Origin of the sequence: Vibrio fluvialis (genome assembly GCF_900460245.1) — a bacterium.
GTDB classification, from domain to species: domain Bacteria; phylum Pseudomonadota; class Gammaproteobacteria; order Enterobacterales; family Vibrionaceae; genus Vibrio; species Vibrio fluvialis.
In genome coordinates, this window is record NZ_UHIP01000001.1 from 1,532,516 (window position 1) to 1,549,920 (window position 17,405).

Annotated in this window: 10 protein-coding genes; all 10 read right to left on the minus strand. The window is 46.8% G+C overall.

All coding sequences use genetic code 11. The features are described 5' to 3' along the window. Window positions 1-51: 51 nt before the first annotated feature. Window positions 52-1,779: a DUF3466 family protein gene (locus tag DYA43_RS07280; RefSeq protein ID WP_081094766.1), complete on the minus strand. Its 1,728-nt coding sequence runs from the start codon at window positions 1,777-1,779 to the stop codon at window positions 52-54. Then, on the minus strand, window positions 1,779-3,695 hold the full coding sequence (locus DYA43_RS07285; RefSeq protein WP_061056531.1) for an ABC transporter ATP-binding protein: 1,917 nt from the start codon (window positions 3,693-3,695) through the stop codon (window positions 1,779-1,781). Before DYA43_RS07285 ends, DYA43_RS07280 begins: the two co-directional genes overlap by 1 nt. Further along, window positions 3,673-3,915, minus strand: a complete 243-nt coding sequence (locus tag DYA43_RS07290) for a glutaredoxin family protein (protein WP_075988585.1) — start codon at window positions 3,913-3,915, stop codon at window positions 3,673-3,675. The genes DYA43_RS07285 and DYA43_RS07290 overlap by 23 nt, the downstream gene beginning before the upstream one ends. Before the next feature lie 12 nt (window positions 3,916-3,927). Continuing rightward, window positions 3,928-6,051: a bifunctional 23S rRNA (guanine(2069)-N(7))-methyltransferase RlmK/23S rRNA (guanine(2445)-N(2))-methyltransferase RlmL gene (rlmKL, locus tag DYA43_RS07295; protein ID WP_061056532.1), complete on the minus strand. Its 2,124-nt coding sequence runs from the start codon at window positions 6,049-6,051 to the stop codon at window positions 3,928-3,930. Window positions 6,052-6,522: 471 nt separating this feature from the next. Beyond that, a complete protein-coding gene (locus DYA43_RS07300) occupies window positions 6,523-7,065 on the minus strand; it encodes a cell division protein ZapC (protein WP_020432254.1) in 543 nt (180 codons plus the stop codon). A gap of 188 nt (window positions 7,066-7,253) precedes the next feature. Further along, a complete protein-coding gene (gene pyrD, locus DYA43_RS07305; RefSeq protein WP_061056533.1) occupies window positions 7,254-8,264 on the minus strand; it encodes a quinone-dependent dihydroorotate dehydrogenase in 1,011 nt (336 codons plus the stop codon). Window positions 8,265-8,337: 73 nt separating this feature from the next. Then, window positions 8,338-13,179, minus strand: coding sequence for an NAD-glutamate dehydrogenase (locus DYA43_RS07310; RefSeq protein ID WP_061056534.1), 4,842 nt, complete (start codon window positions 13,177-13,179; stop codon window positions 8,338-8,340). A gap of 187 nt (window positions 13,180-13,366) precedes the next feature. Continuing rightward, a complete protein-coding gene (locus DYA43_RS07315) occupies window positions 13,367-13,585 on the minus strand; it encodes a DUF2835 domain-containing protein (RefSeq protein WP_075988588.1) in 219 nt (72 codons plus the stop codon). A 41-nt stretch (window positions 13,586-13,626) separates the two neighbouring features. Further along, entirely contained in the window at window positions 13,627-16,233 is a 2,607-nt protein-coding gene (gene pepN, locus DYA43_RS07320; protein WP_061056535.1) for an aminopeptidase N, read from the minus strand. 216 nt (window positions 16,234-16,449) lie between these two features. After that, the gene (locus DYA43_RS07325; protein ID WP_020331100.1) at window positions 16,450-17,124 is read right to left on the minus strand and encodes a hypothetical protein; all 675 of its coding nucleotides are present in this window, start codon (window positions 17,122-17,124) and stop codon (window positions 16,450-16,452) included. Window positions 17,125-17,405 lie beyond the last annotated feature (281 nt).

Consider the following 17,405-nt stretch of genomic DNA (forward strand, 5'->3'; position numbering starts at 1 on the left):
AAAAGCACAAGTCCAGATCTGTGAACTTGTGCTTCGTTTGACAAAAATTTGCTATTTTCTACGGAACCCTAGAAAACCTAGTACAGCAAGCATCCATAAGCCTACGCCAGCACCTTTTCGTTCAGCTGCGGTTTCATCTGTGCCTCGCGATGAAATATCGTCACTACTCGCCCCTGGTATAGGAACCAACTTAACCGCAACAGTCGTTTCATCTTGGTTGCCATTACCACACGTTGCATTGTACGCAGTTGTATCGTATCCACCATCACACTTGAGCGCAGTCGCAGAAATCACACCAGCGTCATTGATGTCCGTTGCATCAATGATACGGTATTGGTTGTTGTGGCTTGAGTAAGTGCCACCGTTCGTCAGATTATCCAACCACCAACCTTGATTATTAAACACCTCTCGGCGATCAGAATCGGTCCCAGTGCCGTTGTATGGATAGATGAAACCACGTTTACGGCGAGGCTTACCACTCGCTTCACGTGTCGATTCGGCATCAATCTGACCGACGATTTCGTTGTAGTTGTTAATCGCACCGGCTTTACCACCAGCGCCATCAAAGAAAATACCACCAGACAGGAATGTGGCAGATGGTGAAGAAGCCGAAACATCTGAAACGACAAACAAACGGTTTGCTGCTGCACCGTTTGATGGAGCGCCACCTTGACGTTTTGCTTCGCCGATTGCAATTAAGTTACTGTTAACCGATGTTAAACGAGTGTTTGAATAGATGTGATCACCACTGGTTCCGCCATCCGAATAAACTTTTGCATTGGTTACCCCTACCGTACTCCAGTTAGACGGCGTAGCAAAATCAGCTTTAGCAACCTTAGATATGCTGGCTTCCATATAGTTACGATTGCTATAAAAACTATTGTAGCCCACAGCATAAATGGTCTCATCGGCATCATCATCGATGACAAAATCACGGAAGCTGCCCTGAGCAATAGTACTATTGTTGTAAACTTGTGTATTGCTCGGCCATGCCACCTGAACTAAACCATCACTGCTCCACATTGCCGCTTTTGATGAATAATAGGTACCATTCGTATTCGATACAGAAGTAGAGACACTACCTACGGTATAAGTACCATCCGTTTTCCAAGCACGAGATTGCAGATAGCTGCTAGTTGTAATGTTATCCGCTAAAGCATCTACAGTATTACGGCGATAACTAGAAACATCACCTTGAGCCAGTTTTATACCAATCGGATCACCTGAATCATCGAGACTGTTTACTACCACGTTGTAACTTTCGTCTACAGAAGAACCAGTAGTCGAAGAGCCAGTGAAGGCAATTGAGTTGGTAGTCGAAACACCTGAGATCTCATTACTCCAAAGATTCCAACGTATCGAAGCCCACGTCTCACATGTGGCATAAAGTAACTGAGCATCACAATAATTTTCGAAATCATCCGAATCCTGAATATAGATGAAGGCGTTATCCATTCCGAAAGGCGCTTCTTCACGAAAACTCAAACCATCTACAGCCTCACCTGCATTCGTTTCTTTTAGCCGGGTCTCACCAGCGAGCGTAAAATCATCTTCACTACAGTTGGTCGCACCAGAATCAAAACAACCTTTTGACAAATCACTGCTACCATCAGTAGCAGTGCCTGGTTGAATCGCTACACCATATGCGCTTACATAACTGCTTGTCGTTGCTGGGGTAACTTCCACCACCTGATATAAAGCTGCTGACGCGGAAGTCGACGATAAGATCGCGGCGGTAATAAAGGTCAGTTTAAAAGTGTTACTACTCATTGGTTTCATTAACTTTCCTGTTGCATTGCTTCAAGCTCTTCCCAGCGCTCGAATGCAATTTCAAGCTCCTGCTCTGTTGCAGCTAACTTGTCTAAAATGGGTTGTGTTGCTTCTACAGGCTGACCAAAAAAGTCCGGGCTATTCACCTGTTCCTGCAGAGCTTCAATCTCAGCTTCTAATTCTTCGAGTTTGACAGGCAGAGTTTCCAGCTCGCGCTGAAGTTTATAAGATAACTTCTTAGACTTAGCCTTAGAAGACGCGGTTTTGGGAGATTCCTCAACCACTTTCTCTGCTTTGACTACTTTTTCGGCATTACGGGACTGCAGAACCTGCTGACGCTGTTGCTGGGCATCGTGATAGCCTCCAACAAACTCTTCAATGACACCGTCGCCTTCAAATATCCAACTCGATGTTACGGTATTATCAACAAACTCACGGTCGTGGCTTACCAACAATAACGTGCCTTGGTAATTGGCAAGCAAATCTTCCAAAAGTTCCAAGGTTTCGATATCTAAATCGTTAGTTGGTTCATCGAGCACCAATAGGTTGTTCGATTTCAGGAAAATACGCGCTAAAAGCAGACGGTTTTTCTCACCACCAGACAGAGCCTTAACTGGCGTACGAGCACGTTTGGGAGCAAAAAGGAAATCCTGCAGGTAACTCAGCGCATGACGCTGACGACCTCCAATCGTAACCTCTTGCTTACCATCTGCCAGGTTATCAATGACCGATTTTTCCGGATCCAGCATTTCACGATACTGGTCAAAGTACGCCACTTCCAGTTTGGTTCCGCAATGCAGACGGCCCGAATCCGGTTGAAGCTCACCAAGCAGCAGTTTCAGCAATGTACTCTTACCACAGCCGTTAGGGCCAACCAGCGCGATACGATCGCCACGCATGATGTTAAAGCTGAAATCTTTAACAATAGATTTACCATCGATGGAATACTGCAGATTCTCCGCCTCAAAGACGATCTTGCCTGAACGAGCCGCGTCATCGATTTGCAGATTCACTTTACCTTGCACTTCACGACGCTCGCTACGCTCTTCACGCAGCTTTTTAAGCGCTCGTACGCGGCCTTCATTGCGAGTACGTCGAGCTTTGATTCCCTGACGGATCCAAACCTCTTCCTGAGCCAGTTTCTTATCAAACTCGGCATTCTGCATGTCTTCAACGCGAAGCTGCTCCTCTTTCTCGACCAGATATTTATCGTAGTTGCCCGGGAACGAGTTCAGCTTGCCGCGATCCAAATCAACAATACGCGTCGCCATTGATTTGATAAAGGCACGGTCGTGGGAAATAAAGATGATAGAACCACGGAAATCTTTCAGAAAACCTTCCAGCCACTCAATGGTCGTAACGTCCAGGTGGTTGGTTGGTTCATCCAGCAGCAATACGTCCGGATCACAGACCAAGGCGCGCGCCAGAGCCGCTTTACGCTGCCAGCCACCTGATAAATCCGTCAGTTTCGTATGGCCATCAAGCTTCAGAGCACTCAGAACATTCTTGATTCTGTCTTCGAAACGCCACGCGCCAGCATGCTCAAGTTGTTCTTGAATCGCAGATAAACGCTTTATATTGGCTTCTGTCGGCTCTACCGCCACCAGATCCAACAGATCCTGATAGATCTTCAGTTGCTGACCGACTTCTTTTAGGCCACCAGCGACATAGTCGTAAACGTTACCTTCCTGATCGCGAGGCGGGTCCTGCTCCAGGCGCGAAACGACAACATCCTGCATAACCTGCATTTTGCCATCGTCCATGATGGTTTCACCCGCCAGCACTTTCATCAATGTCGATTTGCCCGCGCCATTGCGGCCAACAAGACAGACGCGTTCATTTTCCTGCAGCGCAAAATCTGCATGGTCCAGCAATGGGTGATCACCAAATGCCAGTAACCCGTTATGGATGGTAATTAATGCCATTATTTTCTAACCATTGAGTTAATTCGTTGATATCAAAAGGCCAATTCAGTTCAGAGTTCTGATAGGAAAGTACAGGGATTGTGACCCCGTAACGAGAAAACAGTTGGTCGTCGAACGCAATGTCGACGACGTTAACCTGTTGAACTAATTTAACTTGTTTAAGCAAGTCATAGGCCATTTCACATAAATGACAGCCTTCCGTGCTGTAGAGAGTTATCACATCCGTGCCCTATTAGTTTTTGTGCGTCACGATCCAGCAGTTGTGAATGTGTTTGTTACGCTCGAAATCGAGAGGCAGTGTCTGAGATGAAATATTCTGAGCCTGAAGACCCAGCGCCTCCATCTGATCCATATCCATCTTGAAGTGACGTTTGTTATTTGAGAACACAATCGTGCCCTCTGGACGCAAAATACGCTTCAGGTTCGTCATCAACTGGATATGGTCGCGCTGAACATCAAAAGACTGTTCCATGCGCTTTGAATTCGAGAACGTCGGTGGGTCAATAAAGATCAAATCATACTGACCAGTCGCCTTCTCTAGCCACTGAAGACAGTCTGCTTGCACGTACTGGTGCTGACGACCCACCTGAGCATTGAGTGCCATATTCTCTTTTGCCCAATCCAGATAGGTTTTAGACATATCCACGGTAGTCGTCGATTTTGCACCGCCACAAGCTGCGTGCACGGTGGCAGAACCTGTGTAAGCAAACAAGTTCAGGAAATCCTGGCCTTTCGCCATTTGGCCCAAGCGGCGACGAGTCAACTTGTGATCTAAAAACAGGCCGGTATCAAGATAATCAAAAAGGTTAACAATCAGTTTTACACCGTATTCTTGGGCATACATGGTTTCTGATTGTTGGCCAAGCTTCTGATATTGAGAGGCCCCTTTCTTCTTCTCACGAACTTTCAGCACGACTTTGTTAGCATCAACACCCGTCACCTGAATTGCAGCACGAATGATGTCAGTCAGGCGGCGTTTTGCCGTCTCTTCAGGAATACTTTTCGGAGCTGCATATTCCTGAATTACCAGATGATCGAGATAAATGTCGATGGCAACATTGTATTCCGGTAAATCGGCATCATAAATGCGGTAACAATCCAATCCTTCGCGTTTAGCCCATTTACCGATCTTGCCCATGTTTTTCTTAAGACGGTTAGAGAAATCAGGAGCAACTAACGATTCCTGGCGGTCTCCTGCTAGCTCCGATTCTGCTCGAACGGCAATACTGTAGTTCTTTTGGTGACACGGTAACGCACCGTTGTTCAATTTGAACTGCTTTTCAGCACGCATGCGTAAACACGCAAGCAGCTCATCAGAGCTGGAGAAGATAGAAGCTTGGCAACCACCAAACTGCGCCTTCAACTGGGCGCCAAAAGCGGTGTATAGCGCGATGAGACCAGGATGCGTACCTAAACGCTCACCGTATGGCGGGTTACAGATGATCACGCCGTTCTCAAAGCCTGTAGGACGCACCAGTTTTGCTGCATCACCGACTGTGAACTCAATCAAATCACTTACACCAGCACGACGCGCGTTATCTTTAGCAACCTGAACCACTCGAGAATCGTTGTCAAAGCCATAAAACTTAGCGTCAACTTTTTTGGCGCCTCTTCTGGCCTGTACATTCGCCTCAGATTTAATGGTCGCCCACAGCTCTTCATCGAAGTCTTCCAGCGCTTGGAAGCCCCACTTCTCGCGCTTCAAACCAGGGGCAATATTAGCCGCCATCATGGCAGCTTCAATCAATAGCGTACCGGAGCCACACATTGGATCGAGCAGAGATTTAGACTCATTCCAACCACTGCGCATAACAATCGCAGCAGCCAGTGTTTCACGCAGTGGCGCTTTGCCCGACTCTGGGCGATAGCCGCGCATGTGTAGGCCACCACCAACCATATCGATGCCTAGAAGTGCTTTGTCATTGTGTAGACGCACATGGATACGAAGATCTGGATGATCTTTACTGATCGACGGGCGTGGTAGATTTTTCTTTTCAAAACAGTCCACTACCGCATCTTTAACTTTCATTGCGCCATATTGGCTATTGCGAATTTCGCGGTTGGTACCATTAAAGTCGACCACAAACTTTTTAGTACTGTGGAAATGATTTACCCAATTGATGGCTGTCGCTGACAGGTACAAATCCATGTCGTTCTGACAGTTAAACTCGGCAACCACACGTACGAATCGAGAAGCAAGGCGGCTCCACAAGCAACAACGGTAAATCTGCTCGTTGGTTGCTTTAAATTTCACCCCTGCCTGTACAGGCTTGGCATCGACAATCCCTAAATTTGTTAATTCTTCGACTAATAGGTTCTCAAGACCGTTTGAGGTAACCGCTAGATACTGATTCATAGTGTTCTTTGACTGGTAAAAATGGCCTCAGATTATAACTGACAATGCGGACCATTCCTAAATCTAAACGAATCATTTCACTAAAAATCCCTACAAATGGCGATTAGTCCAACAGACGTAACTGACGAGCTTCCTCAGTGAGAGTTTCCGAATCACCTCACCTATTTACAGCCCCCAGAGACGAAGTGAGTATTTATTCACCTCAATTCTGGACTATACCAGATTAACTTTTACACTGTAAATTAGTTACAAATGACGTAAAACGGGAATAAATAGGTGGAAAGATACGCAACAAGCACCAGAAAGCCTGTCACTTTTGCGCTAAAAAATATTCGATTGTTGATTAAATCTCAGACGTAAGACGCCACTATTCCATCGAAGATGAGAACTTGGACCTAGATTGAAGGCAAAAAAAATCGGCTTACGCCGATGGGAAATGAAAAAAGGAACGAAAATAACTTAGGGAAAAGATTAACCGACCAAAGCCATTGGCTCTGATACCAGAATATGATTAGCGTTGGCCATGCGATCATGCATCACCTTAATCACCTGACCAAAATCGAGTGACTTAGATCCATTCAGCACAAATGCCTCGAGATCAACCAAAGCGCACAAGCTAGCGTTATCGCCCACTTCAAGCACAATAAAGTATCCTTGGTTGAAACTATTCACGAGACTGACAATGTCACCCTCTTCCGGAGCGACATCCCCGCCCTGATAATCAAAGAACCAACTCTTGGGCTGAACTGGTTTGTGAAAGCGTTTTGCCGCTACACAATACAGCGCCAGCTCAACTCTGCGCGGCTCACTCATATCCAGGCAGCTGATTCGTTCTTTGTAGGTTTGGTAGTCAGACGCATCGTCAACAGTGAAGTGATTGTCAGAAAAGGCGCAATCGACTAAAAGGTTGCGGCTGAGATTCGTGCGAAACACCATCTCCTCGCCCAGGTCTAGCATCAAATAGCCTTCGCTATCTGAGTAGTACCAACTCCATTTGTCACTTGGTTTAAGCATTGTTCCGACTCTCAATTTACTTATTATCAAACGATTAGGTAAAACGCTTAAATTACCTTTGCCAACGAATATCTGTAATTCTAAGAACGGAAAATCAAAAAAAAAGAGGAAATGATTATCTCATTCCCTCTGTTTGTCACCTTGTCACTTTTTCTAAATGATCATGAAACTCAATATATTGCGATCATTTATAGATTTTTGACGATATCACTGACCAGTTTCGGACCGTGGTAGATAAAACCGCTGTATACCTGTACTAACTTCGCGCCAGCCATCAGTTTCTCTTTCGCCGCAACATAAGAGTCAATACCACCGACACCAATGATTGGGATCTCATCACCCAGCTCCTGATACAGACACTTGATCACTTCAGTACTGCGAGATTGTAACGGACGACCACTCAGCCCACCCGCTTCGTTGGCATTTTTCATACCTTCCACCAAAGAGCGATCCAGTGTGGTGTTCGTTGCGATAACACCATCAATCTTATTCTTCAGTAGTGACTGGCAGATCTGTTTGATCTCATCATCGCTAAGATCCGGTGCGATCTTCAGAGCCAACGGTACATACTTGTTATGTTTTTCAGTCAGTTCCGCTTGTCTTTCTTTCAGCGCAGCCAGAAGCTCATCCAGTGCCTCACCGTATTGCAGCGTTCTCAGCCCTGGGGTGTTTGGTGATGAAATATTCACCGCAATGTAACCGGCATATGGATATACCTTATCCATACAAATCAGGTAATCATCCGCACCTTTTTCAATCGGTGTATCTTTGTTCTTACCGATGTTAATCCCGATGATACCGTCGTAGTTCGCCTTCTTAACATTCTCAATCAGGTGATCAACACCTTCATTGTTGAATCCCATGCGGTTGATAATACCTTCTGCTGGGATAAGACGGAAAAGACGCGGTTTGTCATTGCCCGGTTGTGGACGAGGAGTCACCGTCCCTACTTCTACGAAGCCAAAACCCATTGCGCCAAACGCATCGATACATTCACCATTTTTGTCCAGACCAGCGGCCAAACCAACAGGGTTTTTGAATGTGAGTCCCATGCATTCTACAGGACGGTTTGGAAGGTGTTGACGATAGAAGAGATCGAGAGGAGTACCAGTGAAACGTTTGAAGTTTTGAATGGCGAGTTCATGCGCCTTTTCAGCATCCAGTTGAAAAAAGCCAGCTCTGGCTAAGCGGTAAAGCATTGTGCCTCCGAAAGAAAAAAGCCCCGAATAAACGGGGCGTTATTATTGACGTATTTGTCTAACAATTCAATGCTTATTCCGCCGCCTGGCAGTTTAAGTTGAGGAGCATCAATTCCCGCATGGCAACTGAGAACTTCGCGAACTCATGAACCGTACCAACTTTGAACTCGTTCAGAATGTTTTCCCAACGATGCAGAGAGGTTTCGTTGTTTTCGATCCACTCTTCCAGCGCTTTCATGACGTCCAGTTTTTCTGGCTCACATGCACAGTTAAGCACTTGCGCAGTCAGCTGGCGTTGCTGCCAATCCAGATCTTCACGGAATGCCGCACGGGCCAGAGCTTGCCAGTTGTTATCCACAGCCTGGCCATTGATCTGTTTCAGGAACCAGTGCAGTGACAAACGGTCGCCCAAGTTGAAGTACAGCTTCGCTGTTTGTTCAACGGTTTTGCCTTTTTCACGAGATACTGTAGAAATATCCAGTACTGAGTACAAGCTAGACAAACGAGCAACATAGTTGGCCAGTTCAGCATCGATACCCTGCTCGGTCCATACTTGAGCCATGGCTTTGTGTTCTGCGACTTCATCAGAAACCAACAGTTGATCCAGCTCTTTCGCTATCGCTTTCACATCTGACTGGTAGCAATCGATCAACGTTTGCACTGACTGTTTACCCGGACGGTTGCGCAGGAACCAACGAGACAGACGACGCAGCGTACGGCGCACATGGAACATGACGTCATATTGTGCGTTCGCGGTAGCTTTGTTGTCGTGCGTGCGAACTTGTTCCAGAACTGCGCCCAAACCGTAGATCTCGCGAGCTGCTGCATAGGCATTAACGATATCCACTGGGTTTGCGCCCGTTTCTTCTTGCAGACGAGTCACGAAGTTACAGCCCATTTCGTTAACCATCTGATTTGCAAGCGCTGTTGCGATGATTTCTTTACGCAGAGGGTGATTCTTCATTTGATCTGAGAAGTTACAACGTAACTCAGACGGGAAGTATTTCACCAGTTGAGTCGCATGGAATTCATCATTTGCGATGTCATCACACGCCAACTCTTCTTTCAGCACCATCTTGCCGTAGGCAACCAGAACAGCCAGTTCAGGACGAGTCAGACCCATGCCTTGTTTTTCGCGTTCCAGCAGCGTTTCGTCATCTGGGATATACTCCAGTGCACGATCCAGGTGACCTGCTTTTTCCATGTGGTGGATAAAGCGAATCTGCTCTTTCACCACATCAACACCTTGTTGCTCGGTTACAGAAATCGACTCAGACTGGGTGTAAGCGTCTTCAATAACGATTTCGCCGACTTCGTCTTCCATCGATTCCAGGATAAGGTTGCGTTGTTTAATGGTCATATCACCATTTGCAACCAGGCCATTCAGGAAGATCTTGATGTTCACTTCGTTGTCCGAACAGTCTACGCCACCCACGTTATCGACGAAGTCGGTGTTGACTCGGCCACCAGTCAGTGCGTATTCCACACGACCTAGCTGAGTCATACCTAAGTTACCGCCTTCACCGACAATCTTAGCGTTCAACTCACGGCCATCAATACGTAACGCATCGTTTGCACGGTCACCAACGTCAGTATGGGTTTCAGCCGACGATTTCACATAAGTACCGATACCGCCGTTCCAAAGCAGATCCACTTCCATTTTCAGGATCATTTTAATCAGATCGTTTGGCGCTGCAGATGTCTTCTTCGTGCCAAGCATCTTCTGGATCTCAGGGCTCAAAGTGATCGACTTCGACTTACGAGAGAAGATGCCGCCGCCTTTAGAAATCAGTTTCGCGTTGTAATCTTCCCAGCTTGAACGAGGCAGATTGAACAGACGGTTACGCTCTTCCCAACCGCTTGCTGCATCTGGTGTCGGGTCAATAAAGATGTGCAGGTGGTTAAATGCGGCCTGCAGACGAATGTGTTTCGACAGCAGCATACCGTTACCAAATACGTCACCAGCCATATCACCGATACCAATCGCGGTGAAATCTGTGGTTTGGCAGTCAATACCGATTTCACGGAAGTGACGCTTCACTGATTCCCAACCACCTTTCGCCGTGATACCCATCGCTTTGTGGTCGTAGCCGTTTGAACCGCCTGATGCAAACGCATCCCCCAACCAGAAGTTGTATTCAGCAGAAACCGAGTTAGCCAGATCCGAGAACGTTGCTGTACCTTTATCCGCTGCAACAACCAAGTACGGATCATCTTCATCGTGACGAACGACGCTTTTCGGTGCGATCAGTTCACCTTCAATGATGTTGTCAGTCACATCCAGCAGCGCACGGATAAAGCGTTTGTAACAACGTTGGCCTTCGGCAAAGATCTCATCGCGCGTTGTAAACATGTACTGTTTCTTGCACACAAAGCCACCTTTCGCACCCACAGGTACGATAACGGTGTTTTTCACTTGTTGCGCTTTAACCAGACCTAAAATCTCTGTACGGAAGTCTTCCTGACGATCCGACCAACGCAAACCACCACGTGCAACTTTACCACCACGCAGGTGCACACCTTCGATATCCGGTGCGTACACAAAGATCTCAAACGCAGGCACTGGTGCTGGAATATCCGGAATCTCGCTCGGCTTCATTTTCAGAGCCAGCCAAGGCTTAGGTTGCTTGTTTTCGTCCAATTGGAAGTAGTTGGTACGCAGGGTTGCTGCGATCATTTCCATGTAACGACGCAGAATACGATCGTCATCCAGGCTTTCCACATGATCCAACTGCTCAGTCAGTTTCGCGACTAGATCAGCCTGACCTTTCTGTGCGCCTTTGAATTTAGGATCAAAGCGACGAACAAACAGTTCCACCAGCCCTTTCGCCAGATCAGGATAATGGTTCAGTGTCTCTTCGATGTACTGCTGACTGAATGGGAAACCAACCTGACGCATGTAACGAGCATATGCACGCAGAATAGAGACTTCACGACCAGTCAGAGATGCGCCCAGTACCAGACGGTTGAATCCGTCATTCTCCAGACCACCATTCCAGATTGCGGCAAACGCTTGTTGGAAACGATCGCGCGCTTCGCGAAGATCCACTTCTTTGTCGCTCTTATGCAGCATTGAGAAATCCAGGATCCAGTATGTCTGGCCGTTAGATTTCACTACTTCGTATGGTGATTCACCAATGACGCGCAGGCCGAGGTTTTCCAGCATCGGCATAACATCCGACAAATGGATAGGCTCATCGCGGTGATACAGTTTCAAGCGAACCGCTTTAGAATCTTTCTTCTCTTCCTGTGGGCGGTAGAACAACATGCCAAGCTTGTTGTTTTCGTTCAGCGCTTCCAGGCTTTCGATATCAGAAACCGCAGAACCCGGCATCACATCTTCTTTGTAAGAACGAGGGAATGCGTGCAGATACTCTTTAGAAAGCGGTAGACCTTTGCTCTCGCCAAAGTTTGCCACGATCGCTTCAGATAGGCGATCATCCCAAGTTGTTGATGCTTCCATTAGGTTTTGCTCTATTTTCTTAACATCGACGTTCATGTTGTTGTTATCAACACGAACAATGTAATGCGTTCTGGCAAGTGGGCTTTCTGAGAAGTAAGTGGTGAACTCCACTTCTTGCTGACAGCCAAAGTAGTGTTTCAGAATTCGTTGTGTATGGCGGCGCAGTTCGGTGTTGTAACGCTCTTTGGTGACATACACCATGCAGCTGAAGAAGCGACCAAACGGGTCTTTGCGCACAAACAGACGGATCAAATCACGATCCTGCATTTGTACCACGCCCATACCGACTTCCAGCAACTCTTCTTCACGCGCTTGAAGCAGTTCATCACGCGGGTAGTTTTCCAAAATATTATGCAGCGCTTTATAAGCGTATGAGCCAACACGGTAACCGCTGGCTGCCAGAATACGCTCAACTTTCTCGCGGATCAGTGGAATGCTTTCCACTGCCTGGTTGTACACCGCCGAGGTGTAAAGGCCAGTAAAGCGATGCTCACCAATGACCTTACCTGTTTCATCAAACTTCTTAATGCCGATGTAATCGGTGTATGCCGGACGGTGAATACGTGACTGCTTATTGCCTTTTGTCAGGATCAGCAGGAACGGTTTTTTCGCTTCCAGGCGTGCAGAATCCGGGAAGTGGGATAGCTTAACCGTACGAACACGTTTCGCATCGGAAAACAGGCCAAGGCCCGATTCTTCTGTTGGACGCAGCTCGGTATCGCCTTCGACATTCACCAGGTCAAATTCTTTGTAGCCCATGAACGTAAAGTTGTGGTTACCCAACCAGCGCAAGAACTTCAACGTTTCTTCGCAACGATCCGCTTCTACCGGAATACGATCTTTTTGCTTTTCCAGTTGCGCGATCACTTGATCCAACTTGCTCGCCATTGGTTTCCAATCCTGAACCACCAGCGAGGTATCATTCAAAATATCCAGCAACTCATCCTTAAGTGCGGTCATCTCTTCTTTGCTGCTCAGGCGGTCAACTTCCAGATGGAACAGTGACTGCAGCGGACCTTCGCCGTCGTTGATGCTTTTAATTGTGCCATCGGCGTTTCGCGCGATTTGAGTCGGGCCATTGAGCATCAGGTGAGAAGTCAGATCCAAACGGCTCAGAGCCATTTTGATGGAGTCAACAAGGAAAGGACTATCCGGGATAACGATTTCGACGATGGTATGGGTTGATTGCCAACCTTGTTTACTCACCGTTGGGTTAAACACTCGAACTGAGCGCTCTTCCGGTTTCTTCTCGTTGATATGGTGCCACAGGCTGACGACCGCTCCGTATAAGTCGGATTCATTTCGTTCGATCAGATCGTCTTGTGCAACATTACTAAAAAGGTGTTGTGCGAGTTGAGTGACTAGGGGTTGATGAGCAAGCTCAAGTTTGTCTTGAATTAGCTGATACACTTTTTCAAGCAGAACCGGCATTAAACTTTCACGCGCGGTCATAGGCGACTCCAGAGATTAGAATTATGGCTTTGTAGGGTATGGCGTAAGCAAAGAACTTACACTTGGTAATGCAGGACTATTGTAAAAGCTTTATTGACAAAAAGTTAATGATTTTACGGCTGGTAGGAGGTGAAATGTCTGAGAATGTGACTAATGTACCTATTTAAATTACTGCAAAAAACCGAACTCACAGAACTTCTAACTTTAGGAACTTATTGTTTTGGTCAGTAGTTAGGCGAAATCGACCTTTTACTCCAATTTGGCTAAGAAATGGCCGAAATTTTGCTGCCGGCAATTGGAGGCGCAGGCCACATTCTGTTAACACTAATACCGTGCTGGCGGCACCAGAATAGTGTGACAAAAATGCCTGATAAGAAATGTTGAGAGAAAAGAAATAACGGTTCATCGTTTGAAAATGGTGGCACCGAAGTGCCACCTCATCATTTGTTAGTCTTCGAGCGCTTTGGTAACTTTCTCGTACAGATCACGAGCCAGATTATCCATCGCTTTCAACCCTTCCAGTTCTGCTTTGATCATAGCTTGACGCTCTTCATCGTACAGACGGAATTTTAGCAGTGGATCAATCAAGCGTGATGCGACTTGCGGGTTGCTGCTGTTCATCTCACGCAGAATCTCACCGGCAAAACGGTAACCTTCACCACTCTTCGCGTGGAATCGAACCGGGTTCGCACTCAAGAATGAACCAATCAGGCTGCGCGTACGGTTCGGGTTTTTCAGGCTGAACGCTTCATGATTCATTGTCTGCTTGATCACTTCCAACGCATTTTCCGCTGGGTTAGAACCTTGCAGCACAAACCATTTATCCATAACCAAACCATCGTGTTTCCACTTATCGCTGTAATCCGCCATTAGTGATTCACGACATACCAGGCCAGCAGAGTTCGCTGCAGACATTGCCGCGATAGTATCAGTCATGTTGTTGGCTTGCGCATACTGAGTTTTCACCAACTCGTTGCCTTGCTCAGTGTAAGCCAAATAGGCCAGACAAGTGTTGCGCAGTGCACGACGTCCAATCGCCGCATGTTCAATGGTGTACTCTGCTTGCTTTAATGTATGGTAAGTGGCGCTCAACTCATCTTCCAGCTCCGTTGCCAGAATCACTTTGATCGCTTTCAGCACTTGAGCAATTGCATCAACGTCGACACGTTTGTACCAACCCGACACTTCATTGTGGCTTGGAAGCGACAGCATCTCCGCCACAAACGCAGGTTCCAGAACATCGCTCAGCAACACACCGCGGAATGCATCCACTACCGCTTCAGACAATTCCACGGACTTGCCCTGCTGCACGTTGTTGACGTTCGCGCGAATGTATTTCGCCAGCAACATCTGTCCTGCATCCCAACGGGCAAACTCGTTAGTCGCATGCACCATCAGGAAAGTCAGCTCTTCATCACTGTAGTCGTATTCCAGTTTAACTGGCGCAGAGAACTCACGCAGCAGTGAAGGAATTGGTTGCTCAGGAACATTTTCAAACACAAACGTTTGTTTCGCTTCCTTCACGTCCAGTACATTCGCCACCACCTTACCGTGACATTGTAACGGAATGATTTCACCACTCTTTGTATACAGTTCGACATCGAATGGGATGTGCAACGGCTGTTTCTCTTTCTGCTCGTGCGTCGCCTCTGTGTGTTGTTCAATGGTCAGTGCATAAGTTTTCGCTGACGCATCGTACTCACTGCTCACTTTCACCGTTGGTGTGCCCGATTGACTGTACCATAGACGGAATTGTTCCAGTGAAACGCCGGACGCATCTTCCATTGCAGAAACGAAATCTTCACACGTCGCCGCCGTGCCATCGTGACGTTCGAAGTACAGCTTCATGCCCTTCTGGAAGCCCTCTTCACCCAACAAAGTATGCATCATGCGAATCACTTCACTGCCTTTCTCGTAAACGGTCAGGGTGTAGAAGTTATTCATCTCGATCACTTTATCCGGACGGATCGGATGCGACATCGGGCTCGCATCTTCCGCAAACTGCGGACCGCGAATAATGCGTACATTGTTGATTCGGTTTACCGCGCGAGAACCCAGATCCGATGAGAATTCCTGATCACGGAATACGGTTAAACCTTCTTTCAGGCTCAGTTGGAACCAATCACGACAGGTTACTCGGTTACCCGTCCAGTTGTGGAAATATTCGTGTCCGATCACCGCTTCGATACCCAGATAATCGGTATCGGTCGCCGTTTTCTCGTTGGCCAGCACATACTTGGAGTTAAAGATGTTAAGACCTTTATTTTCCATTGCGCCCATGTTGAAGAAATCGACCGCCACAACCATGTAGATATCGAGGTCGTATTCCAGATCGAAACGCTCTTCATCCCACTTCATCGCATTGATCAGCGACGCCATCGCGTGATGCGCACGATCCAGATTGCCTTTGTCGACAAAAATTTCCAGATCAACATTGCGGCCGGATTGGGTTACAAACTTGTCGCGCAGTACATCAAAATCGCCAGCCACTAAGGCAAACAGATACGCTGGTTTTGGATGTGGATCCTGCCATTTTACCCAGTGGCGACCATTTTCCGCTTCGCCCTGTTCAACTTTGTTGCCGTTGCTGAGCAGGAATGGGTATTGTGCTTTATCAGCAATGACTGTGGTGGTGTATTTCGCCAGCACGTCTGGTCTGTCGAGATAATAAGTAATGCGGCGGAAGCCTTCTGCTTCACACTGAGTACAGAATGCACCACCCGACTTGTACAAACCTTCCAGCGCGGTGTTCGCTTCCGGATTGGTTAAAGTAACGATGGTGAGTTCAAAAACTGCCGGTAATGCGCGAATCTCAATGCCCGCTTCCAACAGTGTGTAATCTTGCCAGTCTGCGCCGTTAACTTGCAGCGCTTTTAATTCCAGTCCTTCGCCATCCAAAACTAACGTTGTACTGTCACCTTGCTGCTTAACTTGAGAAACAGCGGTCACTGTTGTCGCTGTGTCATGAAGATCGAAGGTCAGTTCAATGTCGGAAATGGTATGTGAAGGCTCTTTATAATCTTTACGATACTTGGCCTGTGGAGTTTGAGCCATTGTCGGAATCCTTTTGACGTAATGATATGTGACTATTCCCAATTACTTGGTGATACAGATCTTAGGCTTGTTGGCGCTAATAACAACCCCTGAAAAGAAAAAACGAGGTATTTGCATTAAATACCTCGTTATCTTGCTAGCGAGTAAGAACGGAATAACAGATTTCTCTAATCATCAACGACTAGGCAGTGGTTCAGAAAACTTCTGGCGTTGCTGTTAACGGATACGATCCATCACCGCATACATCGAGCCATCTTCCACTTCCAACGTCAGCTGGTCCTGATTTAGGGTGTAGCGTGTGTCCTGTTCACCATCTTCATACATCAGTACAAGATGATTCCCCTCTGTGTAATAGACTCCACGGTGAATGGCTTCGATACCATTGCTCCCACTGGCCCGGAACAGAAACACAAAATCGGGTTGGAGAATCAGGTCAACACTCTGAATGTTTCCTGAAGAGAGATCATCACCAGACAGCGACGTACTGGACCAAATTCCTGCCAACGCATTCGATAAAGCTTTAGTGAACGTAACGCCATTGAGATGCAACAAATTATGATTGCCTTTATAGGCATAAACCTGAGGTTCGTCGGAGTTCAGCCCAAGAATAATGGTGTCATTGTTGGCTGCGTACATACCTTCCCAATGATCCACACTGTAGTCTTTCTTTTGTATATCAATAGCAAAGGTATAGTCAGACTCTAAGTTGAGCTTAATCGCCAGAAAATTCTCCCGCGATTCTTCCGGATTAGGATTAATCAGATACCAGTCACCCAATAAAAAAGGCTGGTCAAACTGTGTTAAATCTCTGTTATCAGAATCATTTACGCTAAACGCTGGGCCGGTGGAAACCAAGCTCAGACAAGCGAAAATCATCATTACCCATTTCATCGCGCTTCCCCTCACTTTTTTCTTTAAGCTTAGGCTGACCGTACACATAACGCTAAATTATTTGATATAAATCACAATAACCATTCTTTTCAACGACTTTTTACTGATCGTTCTGTTGATAAATGGGCCTATCTAAGTGGATATAAAACTTGGTTTTCTTCTCCGTTTTAAACAAAAGATAACGGCCGAACTATTGTTAAAAAAGTGTAACCGTCAATTTTGTCTTATTGAGAACGGCTGAACTATAGTCAGAAAACCAAATCCTCAAGGAGACAACAAAC

Bases quoted from the DNA above. Each gene is read 5' to 3' on its own strand.
- DYA43_RS07280 (WP_081094766.1), bottom strand. From the start codon at position 1,779: ATGAAACCAATGAGTAGTAACACTTTTAAACTGACCTTTATTACCGCC.
- DYA43_RS07285 (WP_061056531.1), bottom strand. From the start codon at position 3,695: ATGGCATTAATTACCATCCATAACGGGTTACTGGCATTTGGTGATCAC.
- rlmKL (WP_061056532.1), bottom strand. From the start codon at position 6,051: ATGAATCAGTATCTAGCGGTTACCTCAAACGGTCTTGAGAACCTATTA.
- DYA43_RS07300 (WP_020432254.1), bottom strand. From the start codon at position 7,065: ATGCTTAAACCAAGTGACAAATGGAGTTGGTACTACTCAGATAGCGAA.
- pyrD (WP_061056533.1), bottom strand. From the start codon at position 8,264: ATGCTTTACCGCTTAGCCAGAGCTGGCTTTTTTCAACTGGATGCTGAA.
- DYA43_RS07310 (WP_061056534.1), bottom strand. From the start codon at position 13,179: ATGACCGCGCGTGAAAGTTTAATGCCGGTTCTGCTTGAAAAAGTGTAT.
- DYA43_RS07315 (WP_075988588.1), bottom strand. From the start codon at position 13,585: ATGAACCGTTATTTCTTTTCTCTCAACATTTCTTATCAGGCATTTTTG.
- pepN (WP_061056535.1), bottom strand. From the start codon at position 16,233: ATGGCTCAAACTCCACAGGCCAAGTATCGTAAAGATTATAAAGAGCCT.
- DYA43_RS07325 (WP_020331100.1), bottom strand. From the start codon at position 17,124: ATGAAATGGGTAATGATGATTTTCGCTTGTCTGAGCTTGGTTTCCACC.